This is a genomic window from Roseofilum sp. Guam (assembly GCF_017746735.1).
In the GTDB taxonomy this organism is placed as follows: Bacteria; Cyanobacteriota; Cyanobacteriia; order Cyanobacteriales; family Desertifilaceae; genus Roseofilum; species Roseofilum reptotaenium.
On the sequence record NZ_JAGHZN010000021.1, the window covers coordinates 37,944 to 59,593 of the forward strand.

Below are 21,650 nucleotides of genomic sequence, written 5' to 3' on the forward strand. Positions count from 1 at the left end.
TTAATGTTGAATTGATATGAGTTCTCAGCGCCTACCCGAAACCACCGTTTACGTCCGCGTATTGCGCCACTCTTGGCAACAAGGCTTCCTCGAAGGAGAAGTCTTAGCCGATCAATATCAATGGGAATTTCAATGGCTCTTTCGCCATGGACAACTCCTCGTTAAACCCTCCCTAGGACGCGCTCTCATTCAAGAACCCCTGGGGCGATTTTTAGAACAACGAGATTATCAATTAGAACCGGGTGGTGATTACACTTTCACCGTCCGTGCCCAATTTTAACTGAATCTTACCATCATTAATTTTTAATTTTTAACTAATTTATGTCCTTCACCTTCTTCGATATCATCCTCATTGTCCTTCTACTGATTTCCATACAACCGGCTTGGCAACAACGACGAATTATCCGGAGGCGAATCCAAACCCTAACCGCCTTTGAACAACAACGGGGAAGTCGAGTTATTTTGCTGATTCACCGTCAAGAATCGATTAATTTACTCGGCGTTCCCCTGTCTCGTTATATCAGTATTGAAGACTCAGAACAAATTCTGCGAGCCATTCGGTTAACACCTCCTGATGTTCCCATTGACTTGATTTTACACACCCCAGGAGGTTTAGTTTTAGCCACTGAACAAATTGCCCGCGCCCTGATTCGCCATCAAGCCAAAGTTACGGTTTTTATTCCCCACTATGCCATGAGTGGAGGAACGATGTTAGCCTTAGCTTCTGATGAAATTGTTATGGATGAAAATGCAGTTTTAGGCCCCGTCGATCCGCAACTGGGGAATTTCCCGGCTGCTAGTATTCTCAAAGTTGTAGAAGATAAACCTTTAGGAGAAATTGACGATCAAACGTTGATTATGGCAGATTTATCCCGTAAAGCAATTCAACAAGTCAAACGGTTTGTGCGCGAATTATTAGAAGATGATATTCCCCAGCAAAAGATCGCTCCTGAAAACATAGATCGGATTATTGAAGAATTAACCACAGGTAAAGTCACCCATGATTATCCCATTCCCCCAGAGGAAGCGAAAGCCTTGGGGTTACCTGTGGTGACCGGGTTACCGAAAGAGATTTATGGGTTAATGGATTTGTATCCTCAACCAACCAATCGGCGACCCAGTGTTCAGTATATTCCGATGCCCTACGATCGCTCGCCCACCTTACCTATCCCTAAAAATATAGACAAGTAGGATTAGAATTTAATAGTTCTTAGTAGTGCATCTAAAGTTCTAAACAGCAATGAGTTTCTCTCGACTGAGGTTTTGAAGAATACTGATTTGTCTAATACGCTGAAACTCTTTACTACTTCTATCGGCTAAGTGTAGTACCCAAGGCAATCGACAGGAACGGAAACCGCTGGCAGGATGTAACTGGGTAAGGTGATAGGTCTGTAAAGCGAGAAGCTCAAGAGATGTATTTCCGTACTCATGAACCACTCGAAGAGGTCTTACGCTTCCGATTGTTTGATTGATTGCCTCGCTACTGACTAAAGTAAAGGATTTTTCTTTCGGAGTAAATACAACACTACCCATCCGAGCATCATAGTAGACTGGGCTTCCATTTTCTTCAACGTCACGCCCCATTCTTCCTGCACCGCTCTTGCGCACGCCAACAACATCAACGGCAATATTTTGTTCTTTAAGTGCTTTTATTGTTTTCTCAAATTCACCTTCTTGAACCAATCCATCTCTCATCAGGAGTAGTTTCGTTGGCAAGCGGTTACAAATTTTATTAAACTTAAGGGTGAGCTTAGAAACCGTTTGCCAAATCGCTTGTCCAGAAAAAGTCTCTCCTCTCTGCACATCAGGTAATTCCCAACCCAGACTTTGCCCATCGGCAAGGACTGCAAATGCAGAGGTTCCGTAGTAAAGCTCTCGATTCGTTCCTGTATCGAAGCCAATAATTAAATCTGCAATTTCAGGATCGTTGAATGGGTTCAGTCGTATAGGTTGCCAGCCCGCTTTACACAAGAGTCCCAGCGAAACATTGAGGGCTTTGTACTTATCGGCTTTTGGTTTGGGCACTATAAATTGAGTGGCAATGCCGGCTTGTAGTGCCTGAACTCGGATATTATATTTGCGTTTATTCGGAGACCAAGGCATCACCACCAAAACCGTTTTTATCCCCTCATCAGCCCACTTTTGCCAAAATATTTGCTGCTCTAAGTCTCCTTTAGGTAAATCCTTCTCGGTACGATAGGACTTACCATTTATCTTTGTATTACTCTTAGCTGCTATCTCTTTGAGGCATTCCTGGACTTCAAAAGGATACTTATGTTCGTCATTGAAAAGATTCAGACATCCTAATTGAGTTTCGCCAACCTTAGCACATCCTTTATAGCGAACTTCAGCCGCTTTCTTTACTGTTTGATTATTGTTCGCCAGTAGTTCTGCTGGTGGCAAAATATATCCATCTACTGTTAACGCTTCAACAGTCCCAGGAATCTGATAAACTTTATTCACGATACGCTGTGCTGTTTCTTGAGATTGATAAATACGATCATTCAGGTTTTTTCTGATGGAGTTTAAAACATTTTGAATATCCTTTTTTTCCTGTTCCTCCAAATCTTGAGTATCAGCAAGATTTGCGAGCATTTCCATAGTTAAGCTGGGGGATAGTCTTTGGGATAAATGGGGTACCGACGTAGCATTCCACTGGTTTGCTATTCTAACGTATACAACACGAGAGTTATTAATTTCCTCTTCAGTAGCACCAGATTTGCGATGGTAGTCTGCCAAACTCATATCTAAATCTTCGATCAGCACATTTTGGGGTAACGCATCGGACATATCTTCGTATCGCCACCTCAGATAGTTGTTATTTTTATCTTTGTAAGTATTGCGGACATAAGTGATTGGAATATTAGAATAATTTTCTAACCACTGATGAAGTGTCCATGGAGTATAAAAACGATGATGTATATCTATATCTAAGTAAAGATGTCCATCTGCATCTATTGTAATGTCTATTCTTCTGCCTCTATGAACTTCCCATCCATTCCCACATTTTTCTCTACCCGCTTCATCAGTAATCCACCAAATTAGTCCACCTTCAGAGGCTCTTTCAACTTTGGTCGTTTTGAGGATTTTTAGCTTTTTATCTAGAACTTTTCGCTCAAGGGTTTCTAATACTTTTCTTTCTACAGGATTTTCAAAATTCAATATTTTTGTCCCTATTTCTGTCAACTTCCAATCATTACTCTGCATTTTATCAGGTCTGATACGTTCCTTAGTAAGGATACAACTTCCCAATTTAGCTGCGATCACCCCAACTTTATAACCAATACTTGAAATTGCTCTTTGCTCATCTCCTTGCTCTGGCATTTGCTGGAAGTCACATCGATATTCATAAACCGTGAGGTCATCTCTGACTAATTCCTTCACAGGAAAACGATTCAAAACAACCGATGTTTTTGCAAATTCTGGAATAGAAGTCATAGGAGAATCTTTCTTAGGTGACTATATAGGTAACGATTAATATCATAGCTTAGTCTGGAGTGTAAGCCCACAAACAATGTATTCTAGAATGTAAGTTGTGCTTGAGTTGAACCTGTTGTCTCATGGAATTGTGATATGAGAATTTTAGCTATAGGTGATATTCATGGCTGCTCTACTGCTTTGGATAGCTTATTGAATGGGGTGAATCTCCGGAAAAGTGATGTAATTGTTACTCTTGGCGATTACGTGAATAAAGGCCCGGATACGAAGGGGGTGTTAGATCGATTGATTGCGCTTCACGAACGGGGTCAGTTAATACCGATTCGAGGAAATCATGATTTAATGTTCCTATTGGCGCGATCACTTCCTGAAGAGAAGGTTGCTCAAGATCGCATTACTCCAGAAACCCTTGCCTCCTATGGCACTCAAGAGAATGGGAAACCCATCAACATCACAAATATTCCCGATCGCCACTACCGCTTTTTAGCCCAAACTTGCTTAAACTATTGGGAAACCAAAGATCATTTTTTCCTCCACGCAACTGCCGATCCGGATCTTCCCCTCGATCAACAACCTTATGAAAATCTATTTTGGCATTTAAATCACCTCGTCCCCATCAGTCCGGTAAGGTGATGATCTGCGGTCATACGAGCCAAAAAAATGGTCAACCGGTTAATTTAGGTCACGCTATTTGTATTGATACTTGGGCCTGCGGTCAAGGATGGTTAACGGCTCTAGAGGTGAATACGGGAGAGCTTTGGCAGGCCAACCAACAAGGGGCCAGGCAAAGGAGCCATATTCACGACTTCCAACAGCGAGCAATGGCGATCGCTTAACCAAAACTGACGTTAAACTAAAAGGAGATGGGATAGTGGTTTTTCGTATTGTTTTTTTCTGATGAGGATCAATTGTTTATGCTATTTTCCTGGTTGCCTTCCATTTCCTGGCCTCGTCTTCAAGGGACTTTAGCTACCCTTTTAGCTTTAGGCGTGACGGTATTCCCTTTACCCAGTCTAGCCCTAGAAGATTTGCAACTGCCAGAAGATATTGGATTACCGAGTCGCCGTCAAGCCGGTGGAACCCGTGGCCCCTGTATTACCGATAAAAGCGGTCAACTCTTACCCATTATTCCTAAATTTAATATCGGCCGTACCCTCAAAGATTCCCCTACTCTATTTGTGTATTTGCCTCAACATACCACAGATCAAGGGATACTAATTTTGCAAGAATTAGATCAGGAAAAATTAGCTCAATCTGGCTTAACTTTAGCCAATCTCACTGATCACAATCAAGATCAATTTTTGAAAGCTGAATTCAAGAGTCCTATATCCCTCAATCAAGAATCAGGAATCTTAGGGGTTGCCCTGAGCGAACATCCTGAGATCCCTAAACTGGAGGCGGGAAAAATTTATTTGTGGGCCGTTCAGCTCGTTTGTAATAATACCTTTAGCGACTATGCCCAGGGCTGGATTCAGGTAGCCACAAATACCGAAGAACAAGCCACCTTGAGAGCCAAATTGGAGGAAGCAAAATCCGATCGCGATCGCGCTAAAATCTATGCCCAAGCAGGTGTATGGTACGATTTGCTCGTAGCTTTAGCTCAGTTGCGCCAAACCACATCTAGCGAAGAACAAGCTCAAGCAACAACCGATTGGAAAAGTCTCCTGACTCATCCTCAAGTGGGACTCGACCAGATTGTTGATGCCCCCCTTTTATCGAAGAGTCGAACTTCAACCGTTTTAGCGCCCTAGTCTACCATCAATCATCCTAAAGCTCACTATCGCCATCATCACCCATAACCATGACAGTATGACCTGTTGAGCTTTAGCCCCTCTTGATTCAGAAAACGGAATTTATCCAATCAGGATCCTCCATTCATGATTTGAGCTAAAGCTGTAACCACACCATCTTCTTCTATTGAGGGAGCAATCCAATCTGCAATCCTCTGAATTGGAGCAGGAGCATTGCCCATGGCAACACCAATTCCAGCATATTTTATCATTTCTAAGTCATTGAAATTATCACCGATCGTCATCACATTCTCAGCCTTCAATCCCAGTAGAGTTTCTGCTAAATATTGTACCGCAAAACCCTTATTAGCTAAGGGATGGGTGATCTCGAAAAATGTGGGTGTAGATTTGCTAAAATGTAGTTGGTCTTGAGTAAATGTGGCATATAAATCTGCCGAGAGTTTCTCAATTAACTCCACATTCTCACTCAGGGCTAAAATTTTGGTCGGTTCCACCGTCAGCAGTTCTCTGAAGTCTTCTACCACTTGAACTGGTACTGAGGTGCGCTCTAGATATTTGTGGGTATCTTCTCCCATATATTCGACATATAAACAATCATCAATATAGAAATGGATCGTAATTTTATGCCGATATTGGGGTTGTTCTAAAAAGTCGAGAATTTGCCCAGCTAAGGGAATAGAAACAGGAAAATGTCGGTGAACTTTATTCGTTTCTGGGTCTTGAATTAAGGCACCATTGTAGCAAATCAGAGGAAACCCCGCACCGATCGCCTCGTAAAAGCGTAAAGCCGAGCAAAACATGCGTCCTGTCGCCACCGCTACTGGAATTCCCTGTTTTTTTACGTTTGCGATAGCTTCAATCACCGGTTGACGGACTTGGTTCGAGATCCCGGCGATCGTTCCATCAATATCTAAGACTAACAGTTTGATGTTTTGGCGATCGCCAACCGGAAAAGCATTCAAAGACATGAGATCGAAGTTCCCTCTATTACCTATGACCGATTACCCAATCTAGCTTAATTGAACCACAACTTGATTATTGAGCAAAGTTTGATTGGTGAGCAAATCTTCCACCGTAATTCTTAAAAAGCGCTCTCGATCGACTTGAAACAATACTCTGATTCGGTCACTTCCAGGAATACCGGGAGGATTCAGATTGGCAATAGTACGGGCATTTCCTGTATCATTTAAGGGCGTTACTGAGCGCTTATCGCCGCTCAAAATACGGGTAATCAGGCGATCGCCATCAAAATAGATCTCTGTTCCTCCCGTTTGTGCCCCTAATTCTCCCAAAACCAACTCCAGTTTAGGTTGATTTTCTGCGGAAGCCCCTAACATTAACTCAATCGGTTTAGACATGGGATAGGGCTGTCCTTCTGGTATAATCGGATGCCAGCTATGACCTTTCGTGCGTCGATTCCAATAGCGAATGCCATAACTATGATAGAGAAAATCCTGTAATTCAACCCCCTGAACCAATTGCAGCGCACCTTCAGCGATCGCTTCAAACGGTTTATCACAGCGTACCTGTTTTTCCTCAAAATAGCCCTTAATCCAACCTTGTACAGCCGGAATTTGACAAGTTCCACCCACCAATAACACCGAATCAATTTGAGATTTATTCACCCCCTCACGGGTTGCTTGTTGCAGCACTTGAGCCATAATCGTATCAAGTTGATCAAAGAATTTACGGTCTTCTAAAATCGATTGCAACTGTTTACGAGTGAGTTTTAACTCATAGCTCTCTAGAGAATTTCGGTCAAAATAAACTTCTGTTGCTGTGGTACGGGAAGACAATTGAATTTTTAGTTTTTCTGCCAATCGAGTTAAAGACAAAGATTGAACTAAATCATACTGGGCTATCAATTCATCGGTAATCCAATGGTCTAAATCTGAACCCCCTAAATTCAAACCTGCTTTAGCAATCACTCGCGCAGTTTTCACCTGTTGACCTGATTTTTCCTCAAACGATTTTGCCCCCCATTTGAGAACAAATCCTAGAGGATTCGCCGCTTTTCCTTCACTTTTAATTCCATTGCTATTTAGTTGCACCAACGATAAATCTAATGTACCGCCGCCAAAGTCTACAACTAAAATTAAATTGCGATCGCCCACGCCATAGCCTAAGGCTGCTGCTGTCGGTTCATCAATCATTCTCACTTTATCCACCGACCAAGTTTGACAAACTTGCCCTAACCAGTGACGATAGGTTTCAAAACTATCGACTGGTGCCGTCACAATCAAAGACTCTTCCAGATTGATTTGATTGAACAAATGAGTGAGGAACCAAGTGCCCACTTGTTCAAACTGAATCGTCACTCCATCAAGTTGGGGTAAAAATCCCTGAATGGGGGTTCCAATCCCGCGCTTAAAGTGACTAAAGAATCGGGTATCTTGAGCCAGATCTAAACCGCGATCGCGCACCGGCTGGCCAATAATCACTTGTTCCGACTCGGCATTTTCCACATAGACGAGACTGGGAATTAGGGGAGGATTGGGAGCCTGTTGTAGGGAATATCCAGGAACTTTAAGTATTTCCGGGGTTTGAGTCACTGGATTCCAGCGGCTAATGACTGTGTTAGAAGTGCCAAAATCAATTGCGATCGCCATAAGGGATTAGAAATGATACAGTTAAAAAAAATTTGTTATCGGATATAAACACTCAAATTCTACCAAATCAGGGGGTAAAGCAGTGAAAAAACGAGTCACCCTTACGTTTGCCCAGCGTTGGGTACGAATGCCAGTTACCTACCGTTTGGCCAAGGATTTTAATGTCGCTGCCAATATTATTCGCGCTCACGTGGCTCCCAATCAAGTGGGAAAGCTGGTGGTAGAACTCTCTGGAGACATCGATCAACTCGAGGATGCGATTGAATGGATGCGATCGCAAAATATTCAAGTCTCTCAAGCGACCAGCGAGATTATCGTTAATGAAGAAATCTGTGTTGATTGTGGACTGTGTACTGGAGTTTGTCCGACTCAAGCACTCACTCTCAATCCAGAGACATTTAAGCTATCCTTTATGCGATCGCGCTGTGTCGTTTGTGAACAATGTATCGTCGCTTGTCCCGTCCAAGCCATTTCTACCACTCTTTAAAAGACTTCTTGCAGAAGGTGAGGGAATAGGGAATAGGGGTAAGAATGCAGGATTACTCCATTGCAATTTATTTTCTGCACAATTATGCAAGAGATCTAAACTTAAAGTGATGATTTCTCTCTCGTCAATATCAGGGGTTGACGGGAGAGGAAATGCAGATCAATAGTGAATCATTACCCATGGAGTTTAATCAGACTTAGCCCACATATTGCCCACCCCTAAGGTAAACCCTGGTAATATCGTTTCACTGTATAAAGTATGGGTTAAAGGCATTTTTCTATGGCAGAAAAAAGGAGATTTAGGACATTTTCTATTGCGATTCGTGCCTATTGCCTATTGCCTCAAACCATAACCTAACTGTCCTAACTGACTCCTTCTCTGCTATAGCTGTTCGGGAATAATCAGGGCGTGTGTCATTGACCAACCTACATTGTAAAATGGAAGAATTGACTCAGTTATTGGGCGATCGGAGAAAAACTATGGCACGTGGACAGAGGCGGATCAGCAAGCGTTCAATTGTTCCATCTCAAGGTAAAGGCAAAACAGGCCACACCGTGCAAGCCCAGTCTAACCCGATTCAACGAGAAGGCAATCAATATGCCATGGGTAAAGATTGCCCTCTAGTGCGTCATGGCAATATCCTACAACGGATTATGGAGCGAGATGCCCGGCAACCTGTTGTGCAGCGAGATAATGAAGGTGAAGAACAACAATCGGTCAATCTCTATCCTACAGGAAAAGGATCGCCTCTACCGGATGAAATCGTAGACAACTTTAGCCAGCAAGGCCATCCAGAAGTGGCAAACGCTGAAGTTCATGTTGATGATGTTGCCACCCAAAGCATCGGCGCTCAAGCTTATACCACCCAGAAAAAAAATATTGTCGTCCAATCAAGCGTAGCTAACGATCCTAAAGTGTTGACCCACGAAGCAACCCATGTGGTGCAACAACATAATATGGATGTGCAACCTACCATTCCCAACACTCCCATCAACGATACCTTGGAACAAGATGCCCAAGATAACGAAAAACGAATTAGTCAAAATCAACCCGTTTCAGTACAACTCAAAGGCCAGAATACCCAGAGTTCGGGTTCCCCCATGATCCAACGTAAGATAGAAGCCAATAATCTCGGACAATTAGTCGAGCAGCAAATTGGGTTACAAGCCAATGTTAAAGCGAATGGAATTCAAGATGGCAAGACCTACACAACAGTAGGGTTTGAACATGAATTTGCCCAAATGAAGGATGGGCCGCTGCGGGGATTAGATCATGTGGAAATTGGTGAATCGAGCGAGCATATGCCCTTTACTGGGATCAATTTTAAGTTAGAGACCGATGCCAATAATGCTCTTGAACTTGTCAGTCCTCCTTTTCTTGTAGAAACCATTGGCCAGGGAAGTTCCATCCCTGTTCCTGAAGATCTAGCCAAAATCAATCGTTTAATTTCCATGGATTTGCAAGGGGCGGTCAATCCAGAAGACAGAACGATTGGTGAGTTTGTCAGCACAATGAAAGGCTCCTCCAATCTTACATTCAAGCTGAAAAGAAGACCCGACCTTGGAAGTGAACAGCGAACTCCAGACAATACGAGGAGGAGTAATGTATTTAAGCGATTTTTCCATTCTTGGTCGAGTTTAAAATTCGGCAATCCCTTCAAAGGGAATAAACCAATCACTAGAGTCCATAAAATCCCTGGAATACACTTAAAACCATCCCATAAAAATGGTGGTATTTTGCCCCAAGCTAATGTTGCTCTAAGCGGTAAGGATCTGGCAAAAGTAATCGATAAAAGCAGCGCTCCTAATGTGGCTATTAGTGAAAAGATATCTGCATTTGGCACACTACAAATGGGGATTAAAGCTAAATTGGTAGAGAAAGGAAATGAATTAACTAATAATCAAGTCTCTTCTGAGTTGAAAACGTTTCTTAATCAACTGGCACGAACCTTAAGTGGGATTGTCTCTGTCCCTTTCCAAAGCAGAGAACTTGCAGCACAAGGTAAAGCGACAAAAATGTTTGGCCATTGGAAACAGTATTGGAAAGGGTATAACAATGACAAAAAATCGGACAAAAATCCGGAGGGTATACGCGAGAAGACCTGGTCGGAAGAGGAAAATAAGTACAAAATAAAATATACATGGTTGAAAAAATATAAGGAAATGGAACTACTCACCAGCCATGTTAAAGACGTTCAAGACCTGTGGGTAAAAGATACTCTGATGAATTTTGGCTTGGGGCTATCCTTAAAACCTGAAGATTGGGATACAGTCAAAACTATCCTTCTAGATAAAGATATACAAGGGATGTTAAGTGGTATAGAACAAAATGAGGCGATGAGTGCGCTGCGTACACAATATCCTTGGGCCTTTAGTAAAAATCGTGGAATTGGGCCAAAAATGGTTGCTGGGGCTAACAAAATTATCTCCCAAATTCAAAGTAATAAACTGGATACAACTGCCCCAAACGAAGACCTTGATTTTGGAGTGGATGAACAGCGTAGCTTCTTATCCCATAAAGACAAGTATATTAGCCCAAGGCAAGATACTTTCTTGAAAGGTGGAACAGTTAAATTACCGGGCAGTGGAAATCGCGCCCATGTCTTAGAGTCACGCCGCAATGTCAATAGTTTCTTAGAGACATTAAAGGATATACGCTCGGAACAAGTCCCTGTCAACTCAGAACCAGACCGTGTAAATAATGTCAACTCAGAAACAGACCGTGTAAATAATCAACTCCAACCCCCCGAGCAAGGATTTCGTGGTCGTCGATACAAACAGCGGCAGACACCGCAGGTGATAAGAGACTATCAGTTAAAACAGTTGCAAAAAAATCACCCGGTTAATTCCTTGGTTCGATACCGAATTGCCAACAATGTTAATCGAGTTAGCCATCGCGGCGGTCCAGTGGATATTGATTGTTTGGCTAAGGTGACTGGCCATGACTATAATAATCAGAGCAATCAGCCAGTATTACAGGTGACTGGAATTGCATTTGTTAACTCGAAAACTTTAAATGCTCTGGGTCATGGGTATGATGCTCAAGAGTGGGTTAGTAAGTTTGAATTTGACTTAAACGCTATAACTCCCGACCATATCGGGGCAAGTCGTTGGATTACTAAAGAGCAGATTGTAATATAAGATTTTTAATTTTTCATTGAAGGGGGAGAGTTGGGATTGAGCGATCGCCCCTTCACTTCACCAACCCTTGGCTCTTGCAGTAAAATCAGTTTCTCCGATCGCAGACAAACAGACCAGGGAGTTGGCTGGGTTTGCAGGGTTTCCCATTTCTCCTTAAAGATTTCTGCCTGGAGATGGTAGTCCCGGTGATGATTCGGGGGACGATTTAAGGTGAGATAGAGGGTCATCCGGTGGGGACTTTCGCTAGTATCGGCTAACCAGCACTCAAAGGTATTCTCTTGGTTAAGATCGGCAACAAAGGTAATATGATGCGCTCGAATGGCAATTTGGGTCAATGTATCGGGGATGGGTTTATGGGTGGTTAAGGCACAATTCCAGTCAATGGCTAAAATTTGCCCATTTTCGACAACAGTCGCGCGGGAAAAGTTCTTGCAAGCGGTGATGCGAGCAACGGGTTCATAGCGAGGTTCGGTAAAGATGTCTTCTTTGCTGCCAAAAGCGATCGCTTCTCCTCGATCTAAAACCAAGAGATCTTGGCAAATTCGATAGGCTTCTTCTAAATTATGGGTGACAAATAAGCTCACTCCAGGATAACTCTCTAGGCGATCGACTAATAATTTCACCATCTGTAAATGTAGATAGGTATCTAAAGCGGAGCAGGGTTCATCTAAGAGGAGAATATCCGGTTGACTGGCTAAGGCTCTGGCTAAGGCGACTCGTTGCTGTTGTCCTCCAGAGAGTTGATCGGGGTAGCGATCGCCAAATCCCGATAAGTATACCGCAGCTAACTGCGCTTCGATATCCGCGCGAGTCATGTTCACTGATTTGGGAATCCCAAAGGCGATATTTTCCGCGACGGTGAGATGGGGAAATAGGGCATAATTTTGGAAGACAAGCCCCACGCGGCGCTCGGAGGCGGGCAGATTAATGTCTTGTTCTGAATCGTATAACACTCGACCATTGAGGACAATACGACCGGAATCTGGGGTATCGATGCCTGCAATACAGCGCAAAATCAGGCTTTTGCCTGCGCCAGAGCTGCCTAAAATCCCCAAAACTTGGCGATCGCTGCTGGTCAATGATACATCCAAAGTAAACTCGCAGAGTGTTTTGCGAATCTGCACGCTCAAATACGGTTCCGACGCTCGATAAACTGGACGATTGACGTGCCAAGAGGAGAGTGACGCTGGAGAAACCGTCTTCCAACTTTTACTCTGAAACTTACGCCATAAATTGACTAAAGTTACCATCAACAGAGACAAACCAAGCATTACCATGCACCAAAACCAAGCCGTTTCCATCGAACCCGATTCCACGGCTAAATAAATCGCCATCGGAATCGTTTGGGTTTGGTTGGGAATATTTCCCGCTAACATTAACGTCGCCCCAAATTCCCCTAAAGCACGGGTAAATGCTAAAGTCGCTCCCGCCATCAAACCAGGGAACGCCAGAGGTAAACTAATGCGCCAAAAGATCGTCTGTTCTCTTGCGCCCAGGGTTTGAGCCGCTTGGGGAATCGTGCGATCGATTTGTTCAAAGGCAGCTAACGCAGTTTTGTACATCAGTGGAAATGCCACCACCGTTGCTGTAATCACAGTGGCATACCAGGTAAAGACAATATGAATGTTAAACTGGGCAAGAAAAGACCCGATTGGCGTATTTTTCCCGAATATCACCAAGAGGAAAAAGCCTAAAACAGTAGGGGGCAAAACCAGGGGGGATAAAAATAATCCATCCAAAATCGATTTGGCTTTTCCCCGATACCGGAATATCCAGTGAGCAGCAGTAATCCCTAGGAAAAAAGCGATCATCGTGGCAAGCGTTGCCGTTTTAAGGGAGATAAACAAGGGGGAAAAGTTATCGATCATGATTCGGGAGCTAATCCACAGCAAATATTACATCAGAAGCTTTTATCACAGCGAACGCTTCTTTTCCTTCTGCTAATCCTAAGTTTTCGGCGGACGCTTTAGTAATCACTCCAGTGACTTCTACACCGGGTGCAATTTCTAAAGTTATTTCACTATTCACGGCTCCAGTGACTACTTTTTTCACGGTTCCTTTTAAGGCATTACGAGCGCTAATTTTCATTGAATTTATTGATTTTATAATATAATCAATATTCTATCGATATCACTAGAAAAAAAGAGTATCATGGGGAACAAATTTATATATTTATTGCAGTCTATTGAGCCAGTTGAAATCCATAGTCTTGGAAAATAGATCGTGCAGGTTCTGTCCAGAGAAAATCAATAAAATGTTGGGCTAGTTCGGGAGATTCTGTTTGCTGCAAAATAGCAACGGGATAAAGAATGGGAGAATGATCGGTTTCGGGAGCTGTGGCAACGATAGTTATTTTATCAGAGAGCATCGCATCCGTTTGATAAACGATTCCCGCATCCACATTTCCCGATTCGACATAAAAGAGGACTTGCCGTGCATCTTTAGCTAAGACAAATTTGGGCCGAAGTAACTCATATAGCTTAAGTTGAGTGAGGACTTCTTTTCCATATTGTCCTGCGGGGACTGTTTCTGGATTTCCTAGAGCAATTTTAGCGATATGCTCTTGAGTTAAGTCGGCAAATGCTTTAATCGTTTTTTCTCTTTTGGGAGTCACTAAAACAACTTGATTTTTGAGTAAATTTTTCCGGGTTTTGGGTTGTAATAAATTCTTGCGCTCTAGGGCATCCATTTGTTGAGGGGAAGCAGAAATAAAGACATCCACTGGAGCGCCTTGTTCAATTTGTTGTTGCAGGGTTCCGGATGAAGCAAAGTTATAAGCAATGAGAGTATCTGATGCCTGTTGTTGATAGGCTTGGGCAATGGGACGCATCACATTCTGAAGACTGGCAGCGACAGATACAGTTAGCTGGGTTTGGGTTGAAGTTTCAGGAGTTCCAGAACTACAGCTTATACAGATCGTCACGGTTAGAGCTATAATGAAATAAAAAAATCCTCGTTTTTTCACGATCGTCACCCCCAAGGTTGTGAGAATGTTTAGATAACCAGGATAAACGAGAATTTTTTAAAGCTTAGAAGAGTTGAGCATCAATAGCTTAAAGCATGGATTTGGTTAACTGCTTGACGGTTTGAAAATGCTCAAAACTGGGAGTTTCAATGTCTCCATCAGCTAATTTTTCTAGTTCGCTGGCTAAACGACGTAAATAGTCAGCTTGTTTTCGGATTCTCTGACTGATTCCTGTATCTCCTGATGCTAGACATTGCGGACAGACATCGGTGATGTACTCATCAGAACTGCGATAGGCTCGGGCAATGATTTCTTCAGCAAAGAAAAGGGTACCACAGAGATGGCATTGACATTTTTCATCAAAATAGTTACTTTCTAACTGGATTTTCATCAATAGTTTCCTCAGCCGCTTTCTTATCGTGTTTTGATCTAACTTTGATGGACTTGTGGGTTGACTGGATGTCGCTCAACTAGAATTCTAGTATTGGACACTACCATTTTAACAACTTCTTTATCAATCCTGGGGAAGAGATGAGTTGTTCAAAGTAAGGATATCCTGATAAAAAAGCATGGAGGAAGCGATATAGCGCTGCGCGCTGGCGGTAGGGAATGGGGAATAGGGAATAGATTTTAGTATTGAACCGGAGTCCTAACCCACTCTTTCTCTGCTATAGGTTTAATCGGACTTGATATGATGCTCAGAGGAGTGGAGTTCCTTTGTATGGGGGAGATTCGTGTGCTTTAACAGATCTAATACTTCCTGTTGAGTTAATCCGCGTTTCAGTTGAATGGCGAGAGCGCGAACCTGCTCGAGCAAGTGTTGCACTTCTTGTTGTTGGAGGGTAATCTGCTGCTCTTGGAGTAAACGGTACAAGAGAGAGCGCCCCGAATGTTTGCCTAAAACTAATTGGTGTTCTAATCCAAGTTCCGCCGGATCGTAAGCTTGATAGGTGTGAGGATTTTTCAGCACGCCATTGACATGAATCCCCGCTTCATGGGTAAAGGCATTGTCACCAACGACTGATTTCCAGCGAGGGAGAGTATCCCCCGAAGCTTGCTGTACAAACTGAGAAATATCCCGTAACTGATGGGTATCAATTCCTGATTTTATCCCGTAAAAATGTTTGAGGGCGATCGCCACTTCTTCTAAGGCGGCATTTCCGGCTCGTTCTCCCAACCCGTTAACAGTGGTATTGACGGAGGTGGCTCCCGCTTTGACTCCAGCTAAACTATTGGCGACTGCCATCCCTAAGTCATCGTGGGTATGCATTTCGATCGGGAGGGTAAACTGTTGCACCAATTGGCTAACGGTGTCATAGGTGGCAAAGGGATCGAGAATGCCGATCGTATCGCAAAATCGAAATCGACTAGCTCCCCAATCTTGAGCCTTTTGAATCACTTCACCCAAAAATTTGGGGTTCGCGCGGGAAGAGTCTTCTCCTCCGACAGAAACATAGAGTCCATGATCGATCGCAAAATGAATACTTTCCTCTAACTGTCGCCACAGTTGAGACACCTTGCCGCCAAATTTGACTTGGATCTGAATCTCGGAAACGGGAATCGAGATATGGACTCTGTGCAGTCCACAGGCAAGGGAGGCTTGAATATCTTCAATTTTAGCCCGATTCCAACCGATTAACTCCGCTTTCAGTCCTAAATCAACGATCGCCCGGATGGCATCTGCCTCTTCACCTCCCATTACTGGAATTCCGATCTCCAGTTCTGGAACCCCCATGCGATCGAGGAATTGGGCGATCGCCACTTTTTCCGCCAGGGTAAACGCCACTCCAGCCGCTTGTTCTCCATCCCTCAAAGTGGTGTCATTAATATTAATACTCATGGGTAATCCTCTCCTGTAATTGGGCTTCCAGGGACTCCAGGCGATCCCTTAAAGCGGCGATCGCTCTTCCTTGAATATCCGGCAAACTACCATGTTCCAAGGGATCTAGCGATTGTCCGCAGTTTCGCACCACGCGCCCTGGTATTCCCACCACCGTGCAATGATCGGGTACGGGGTTTAATACTACCGAACCCGCACCAATACGAACATTATCCCCGATTTTAATATTGCCTAAGACTTTGGCTCCGGCACCAATAATAACGCGATCGCCTACCGTGGGATGGCGTTTCCCTTGCTCTTTTCCCGTTCCTCCCAAAGTCACCCCTTGGTAAATCAGAGCATAGTCCCCCACAATCGCAGTTTCTCCAATCACCACCCCCATACCATGATCGATACAAATTCCCCGTCCTAAACAAGCCCCTGGATGAATTTCCACGCCCGTTAAAAACCGCGCTATGGCTGACAGCAGGCGAGGGATTAACCCAATATGATGAGCGTGCAAATAATGGGCAATACGGTAAAAAATTAAGGCGTGCCATCCAGGGGAGAACAGAAACACCTCCAAGGGATTTCTCGCGGCTGGATCTCGCTCAAATATGATGCGAAAATCCGTACCCATCTCTTGCCAGAGCGATAATGCTCCGCATCGCTTATGCGATCGCACATCTCTTAAGTCTGGGAAGTCAGGAGTGCAGGAGTTAGAAATCATAGACATCACCGTTTTCTTCATGATTCTTCAAGGTTCATTACTCCCCAATTTATCCACAACCTAAACCATCTCCTTGACATTCAGACGCGGCGGCGGATAGGCGAGTGCATTCCGTTTGTTTTCGCCGTTTGAATTTTGACAGGTCTGCCCCATCATAAACGGCTTGCAATCCCAGGTTAATAAACCCACTAATTTCGATGGGAGTAATTCCACATTGACTTAAGATTTGCTTGGGATTCTCTCCCATGCCACTGGCTAAAATAGCCCGACAATCTTGCAAATTATTGGCTAGTTTTTGCCACCGTTCAAATCCAGTTCCCACTTCTGGAGTCAACCGTTCTTCAACCAAACTAAATCCGCTTCCCGTTTGTTCCCAAATTTGTAATTGCGGCGCTTGCCCTAGATGCTGATTGACTAACACTCCTTCAACAGTAGCGACGGCAACATAGGGGCGATTGTTGGATTGTTGGGGAAGCTTGCGTTTAGAAGAAGCCGCCAAACAGCCATGAAATTCCTGCGATCGATCTTCGCCCAACAGTCCGACAGCATCAGCTCTGCAGCGCGTACAATGGCGCATTTGGGGTAAGTATTGTTCGCACTCTTTGCGAATTTTATTCATCATCTTCCCATTCGGTTCCATCAATTCCTCAAAGGGAGTATCTGGAGTTGGGAACATAGCCATTGCATTGAACAAATCTGCCCCTAATTCTGCCGCTTTTTTAGCCACTTCTACCGCATGATGGTCGTTAATTCCCGGCATGATAATACAGTTGATTTTCACCGTTACTCCAGCCGCTTTTAAATTCTGAATGGCTTCCAATTGTCGCTCTAGAAGTAAGGTTGCTCCTTTTAATCCTTGATAAACCGTTTTACCATCCCGAACCCAACGATAAACTTTGCGGGTAATTTCTGGGTCTACCGCATTCATAGTAACGGTGACGTGACTGACCCCAATTTCCGCAATTTTGGCAATATATTCTGGCTTTAAATTCAGTCCATTGCTCGATAGACAAAGAATTAACTCTGGGTATTCTTCCCGCAACAATTCCATCGTCCGTAAGGTTTGCTCTGGATTGGCAAAAGGATCGCCCGGTCCGGCAATTCCAGCAACCGTAATTCGGGGTTCTTTCTCCAAAACTTGACCCATGTAATAGAGTGCCTGTTCTGGAGATAAAACAGTACTGGTTACTCCAGGTCTACTTTCATTGACGCAATCATATTTGCGATTGCAATAATTACACTGAATATTACATTTGGGTGCGACGGGTAAATGAACTCGTCCATATTGTCCTTTTACATCGACATTGAAGCAAGGATGTTTGGCGTAATCAATGGTGGTAGTCATTTTAGGTTCTCCGTGATGTTTTTTTAGGGAATGGGGAATGGGGAATAGGGAATAGGGAATAGGAAGTTCTCTATTTCTCCGCGTCTCTGCGTCACCGTGTCACCGCGTCTCCCTATCCCCGATCGCTGTCTACAAATAGCCATACCCGACGGGGGAATCGGCTTGTTTCTTATCGATAATGGCGTTAACAATTTGATCGAGCAGGCGCTGAGTTCCGCGATAACCGAGGTGCAACAGGCGCTGTCCTCCAAAGCGATCGTGAATGGGGAAACCGACGCGAATCATGGGAATTTGATGTTTGCGAGCAATGGGATATCCTTTGCTCGTACCGATAATTAAATCAGGTTGAATGCGATCGATTTGTTCGCCTATTTCGTAGAAATCCACATTGTCACGGACGGGGACGGGTTCTCTGACGATCTCTGCGGTGACGGCTTCTATGGCAGCGGCGAGTTGGCCGCTATTGCCTCCAGAGGCGCATAAAATGGGTTTAACGCCAATTTCTGTGAGGAACGCGGTTAATCCCACGACTAAATCTTCCTCTCCGTAGACTACGGCGCGTTTGCCAAAGAGATATTTGTGAGCATCGACATAGGCATCGACTAACCGTCCCCGCTCGGATGCATGAATTTGGGGGATGGGTTGTCCGGTGAGTTCTTGCAGGAGGTTAAAGAAGCGATCGCTCTCTCGCAAACCGATGGGGAGTCCCAAGGGGTGCAATGGTAGGTTAAAACGCTCGCGCAACACTTCTCCTCCAGTGCTGCCCGTGCCTTCTAAGACTCGTCCGAATTCCAAAGTGGCGATCGCCCGATCCATCGCGCGAATCTCAGCAACCGGGGTTCCACCTTCTGGAATCGTCAGATAATCCAGTTGCGCTGGCCCATCCAATGTATCGGAAAAATCAGGTAAAATTGTAGCTTTAATGCCAAAATCTTGCACAACTTCTCGCAGATAGCGCAGATCTGCCGGAGAAACTAAACCCGGCAATACATTCAGGGAACAGGAAACGGAAGGAGCTGAACTTTCTACCCCCACCAATTGTTCAATGACTGCTTTAACCGTGGCATGAAATCCTTCCGCGTGAGTGCCACTATAGCTCGGAGTTGCCACCCGTACTAAAGTCGGTAATGGCTCCTCTTCTTGGCCAAATTCTTCTTGAAATTCCAATAAGAATCGTCTCACATCATCGCCGATAGTTTCCGTTAAACAAGTGGTGGCAATTCCCACGACATCGGGATGGTATTTCTCCATTACATTGAGAATACCTTTTTTCAAGTTTGGCCCGCCCCCATAGACGGCATGTTTTTCACTCAGAGAAGACGAGGCAATATCAATCGGTTCTCGGAAATGACTAATAATATAACGGCGCATATACGTCGCACAGCCTTGAGATCCATGCAAGAAGGGAACGCATCCTTCTATGCCTCGAAAAGCAATACAAGCTCCTAGAGGTTTACAGAGTTTGCAGGCATTGGTTGTAGAGACATAAGCCTCGGTTTTCTGCTTAATTTTTATTTTACCCATGATTTTTCCCTCTCCCAAATTGCAACGATCAAAATTTGTCGATTACTCCGGTTGGTTACGTCGAGGCACAAATTGCCAAATGGGAGACATCACCGTCGAGTGAACTTCTTTAGCAAAATTGAGCATTCCAACAAATCCTTCCAGGGCTTCTTTTCGTTCGTGGTTGTGGTCGCAGAAGCCAATCCCCAATTTATAGGCAATGGGGCGCTCTTTGACTCCACCAACAAAAATATCCACATCCTTTTCTTTCAAAAAACCAGATAATTCTAAGGGATTAGAATCATCAACAATAATGGTTCCTTCATCGGTAATTTCATGCAGTTCTTGATAATCTGCTTTAGTTCCTGTTTGTGACCCGACCATGACCACATCCATACCCAATAACCGGAAGGCTTTGACTAAGGAAAAGGCTTTAAATGCACCACCGACATAAATGGCTGCGGTTTTTCCTTCTAAGTCTTTGCGGTATTCGTTCAACTGTCCATAAAGGGTGGATAATTCAGAGCGCACTAACTCTTGCGCTCGTTGCAAAATGGTGGGATCGTCATCGAAGAACCGAGCAACTGAATATAAGGCTTCTGCCATATCTTCAATGCCAAAATAAGAGACTCGCAGGAAGGGAACATCATAGTCTTCTTGCATCATTTTGGCTAAGTCCAGGGTTGCCCCAGAACACTGCACCACATTCAAGGCTGCACCATGCGATCGCTGAATGTCTTTGATCCGTCCATCCCCAGTAATATTAGCGACTACTTGAATGCCTATTCGCTCAAAATATTCACGGATAATCCAAATCTCTCCAGCCAAGTTAAAGTCACCCAAAATATTAATACTGTGGGGAGAAATGCCGGTGGTATCGCCCATGCCCACTAAGCGAAACATGGCTCGACAAGCGGCATTATATCCGGCTCGTTTATTCCCCTTAAAGCCTTCGGACTGTACGGGAATAACCGGGATGCCTTTTTCTTGGCTAACTCGTTTACAAATTCCTTCTAAGTCGTCTCCAATAATACCCACAATACAAGTTGAATAGACAAATGCACCATTGGGATGATGGCGATCGATTAATTCACATAGGGCTTGGTCGAGTTTTTTCTCACCGCCAAAAATCACATCTCGCTCTTGTAAATCTGTGGAAAAACTGAGTCGATGTAATTCTGGGCCGGAAGAGAGCGCGCCACGAATATCCCAAGTATACGCCGCACAACCAATGGGGCCATGAACCAAATGAATGGCATCGGCAATGGGGTAAAGAACGACGCGAGAACCACAGAAAACACAAGCTCTTTGGCTAACCGCACCCGCCAAGCTTTCTTTATTGCAAGCAAACTCAAAAGGGCTATTTCCTTTGCGGTGAATTTGTTGCTCTCGCTCTCTTAAAATTCCAGTCATAATTTTGTCCGAATGAGAAGTAATAAGGAAGGGCGCATGGCTTGCGCCCTTGAGGGTATAAATCTTCCTTGACAAAGGGAGGTTATGGCTGTCCCCAACCTGACTCGTGGGGATGGCTTTAAGTGGCAAATAAGTATTCTTCAGCCGGTTGATTGTCTTCAAGTGCATCGAGAATTTCATCGATCGCATCTTCATCCACTTCCCCGTACCAATAGTTGTCGGGATAGACCATCATCACGGGGCCATGATCGCAGAGTTTCAGACAACCGGTAGAAGAGACCAGGACATTATCGAGTCCGCGATCGACCAATTCATTTTCAAGATACTGAATTAAACTTACCGCTTTCTTCTTGTTGCAAACGCCCTGAGCTTCTCCCTTGGTTCTAAAAGAATTACAAACAAAAATGTGGTGTTCGGGTTTCGTTAGTTTACTCATGATATCCTCCTGAT

Annotated in this window: 18 protein-coding genes and 1 pseudogene; 6 read left to right on the top strand and 13 right to left on the bottom strand. The window is 44.1% G+C overall.

Annotated elements, in window-relative coordinates; translation table 11 throughout:
- The first annotated feature begins 16 nt into the window (after nucleotides 1-16).
- Together J7529_RS10055 and J7529_RS10060 are read left to right on the top strand one after the other, a co-directional pair.
- Nucleotides 17-280, top strand: coding sequence for a DUF3146 family protein (locus J7529_RS10055; protein ID WP_318728857.1), 264 nt, complete (start codon nucleotides 17-19; stop codon nucleotides 278-280).
- 41 nt (nucleotides 281-321) lie between these two features.
- Entirely contained in the window at nucleotides 322-1,191 is an 870-nt protein-coding gene (locus J7529_RS10060; RefSeq protein ID WP_318728858.1) for an SDH family Clp fold serine proteinase, read from the top strand.
- A gap of 39 nt (nucleotides 1,192-1,230) precedes the next feature.
- Here J7529_RS10060 and J7529_RS10065 read toward each other — a convergent pair whose 3' ends face one another.
- On the bottom strand, nucleotides 1,231-3,438 hold the full coding sequence (locus J7529_RS10065) for an argonaute PAZ domain-containing protein (protein ID WP_318728859.1): 2,208 nt from the start codon (nucleotides 3,436-3,438) through the stop codon (nucleotides 1,231-1,233).
- A 135-nt stretch (nucleotides 3,439-3,573) separates the two neighbouring features.
- On the opposite strand from J7529_RS10065, the pseudogene J7529_RS10070 reads away from it, so the two are divergent.
- Nucleotides 3,574-4,274 (top strand): annotated as a pseudogene (locus tag J7529_RS10070) (metallophosphoesterase).
- Between the two features lie 78 nt (nucleotides 4,275-4,352).
- A complete protein-coding gene (locus tag J7529_RS10080) occupies nucleotides 4,353-5,189 on the top strand; it encodes a DUF928 domain-containing protein (RefSeq protein WP_318728862.1) in 837 nt (278 codons plus the stop codon).
- A gap of 110 nt (nucleotides 5,190-5,299) precedes the next feature.
- Here J7529_RS10080 and J7529_RS10085 read toward each other — a convergent pair whose 3' ends face one another.
- Both J7529_RS10085 and J7529_RS10090 read right to left on the bottom strand, forming a co-directional pair.
- On the bottom strand, nucleotides 5,300-6,157 hold the full coding sequence (locus tag J7529_RS10085; protein ID WP_318728863.1) for a Cof-type HAD-IIB family hydrolase: 858 nt from the start codon (nucleotides 6,155-6,157) through the stop codon (nucleotides 5,300-5,302).
- A gap of 42 nt (nucleotides 6,158-6,199) precedes the next feature.
- Complete coding sequence (locus tag J7529_RS10090; protein WP_318728864.1) at nucleotides 6,200-7,798, bottom strand: Hsp70 family protein; 1,599 nt, start codon at nucleotides 7,796-7,798, stop codon at nucleotides 6,200-6,202.
- Nucleotides 7,799-7,880: 82 nt separating this feature from the next.
- Between J7529_RS10090 and J7529_RS10095 the strand changes: the two genes are divergently transcribed.
- Both J7529_RS10095 and J7529_RS10100 read left to right on the top strand, forming a co-directional pair.
- The gene (locus tag J7529_RS10095) at nucleotides 7,881-8,285 is read left to right on the top strand and encodes an NIL domain-containing protein (protein WP_271937351.1); all 405 of its coding nucleotides are present in this window, start codon (nucleotides 7,881-7,883) and stop codon (nucleotides 8,283-8,285) included.
- 479 nt (nucleotides 8,286-8,764) lie between these two features.
- On the top strand, nucleotides 8,765-11,425 hold the full coding sequence (locus J7529_RS10100; RefSeq protein WP_318728865.1) for a DUF4157 domain-containing protein: 2,661 nt from the start codon (nucleotides 8,765-8,767) through the stop codon (nucleotides 11,423-11,425).
- Between the two features lie 5 nt (nucleotides 11,426-11,430).
- On the opposite strand, the gene modB is transcribed toward J7529_RS10100, so the two are convergent.
- The 10 genes from modB to J7529_RS10150 form a co-directional block, all read right to left on the bottom strand.
- Nucleotides 11,431-13,293, bottom strand: coding sequence for a molybdate ABC transporter permease subunit (gene modB / locus J7529_RS10105; protein ID WP_318728866.1), 1,863 nt, complete (start codon nucleotides 13,291-13,293; stop codon nucleotides 11,431-11,433).
- A gap of 10 nt (nucleotides 13,294-13,303) precedes the next feature.
- Nucleotides 13,304-13,513 (bottom strand): TOBE domain-containing protein, encoded by a 210-nt coding sequence (locus J7529_RS10110; RefSeq protein ID WP_271937347.1) that lies wholly within the window; start codon nucleotides 13,511-13,513, stop codon nucleotides 13,304-13,306.
- A gap of 94 nt (nucleotides 13,514-13,607) precedes the next feature.
- Complete coding sequence (gene modA / locus J7529_RS10115) at nucleotides 13,608-14,348, bottom strand: molybdate ABC transporter substrate-binding protein (protein WP_318728867.1); 741 nt, start codon at nucleotides 14,346-14,348, stop codon at nucleotides 13,608-13,610.
- 130 nt (nucleotides 14,349-14,478) lie between these two features.
- Nucleotides 14,479-14,781, bottom strand: coding sequence for a hypothetical protein (locus J7529_RS10120; protein ID WP_271937343.1), 303 nt, complete (start codon nucleotides 14,779-14,781; stop codon nucleotides 14,479-14,481).
- A 285-nt stretch (nucleotides 14,782-15,066) separates the two neighbouring features.
- Nucleotides 15,067-16,230: a homocitrate synthase gene (gene nifV / locus J7529_RS10125; protein ID WP_318728868.1), complete on the bottom strand. Its 1,164-nt coding sequence runs from the start codon at nucleotides 16,228-16,230 to the stop codon at nucleotides 15,067-15,069.
- Nucleotides 16,220-16,849: a serine O-acetyltransferase gene (gene cysE / locus J7529_RS10130; RefSeq protein ID WP_413038862.1), complete on the bottom strand. Its 630-nt coding sequence runs from the start codon at nucleotides 16,847-16,849 to the stop codon at nucleotides 16,220-16,222. Before cysE ends, nifV begins: the two co-directional genes overlap by 11 nt.
- Before the next feature lie 139 nt (nucleotides 16,850-16,988).
- Nucleotides 16,989-18,284, bottom strand: a complete 1,296-nt coding sequence (gene nifB / locus J7529_RS10135) for a nitrogenase cofactor biosynthesis protein NifB (RefSeq protein WP_318728870.1) — start codon at nucleotides 18,282-18,284, stop codon at nucleotides 16,989-16,991.
- Between the two features lie 129 nt (nucleotides 18,285-18,413).
- Nucleotides 18,414-19,808 carry a nitrogenase component 1 gene (locus J7529_RS10140; RefSeq protein WP_318728871.1) on the bottom strand — a complete coding sequence of 465 codons (1,395 nt, stop codon included), beginning with the start codon at nucleotides 19,806-19,808 and terminating at the stop codon, nucleotides 18,414-18,416.
- 42 nt (nucleotides 19,809-19,850) lie between these two features.
- Complete coding sequence (gene nifE / locus J7529_RS10145; protein WP_318728872.1) at nucleotides 19,851-21,200, bottom strand: nitrogenase iron-molybdenum cofactor biosynthesis protein NifE; 1,350 nt, start codon at nucleotides 21,198-21,200, stop codon at nucleotides 19,851-19,853.
- Nucleotides 21,201-21,318: 118 nt separating this feature from the next.
- The gene (locus J7529_RS10150; protein ID WP_271937335.1) at nucleotides 21,319-21,636 is read right to left on the bottom strand and encodes a (2Fe-2S) ferredoxin domain-containing protein; all 318 of its coding nucleotides are present in this window, start codon (nucleotides 21,634-21,636) and stop codon (nucleotides 21,319-21,321) included.
- Nucleotides 21,637-21,650: the final 14 nt, after the last annotated feature.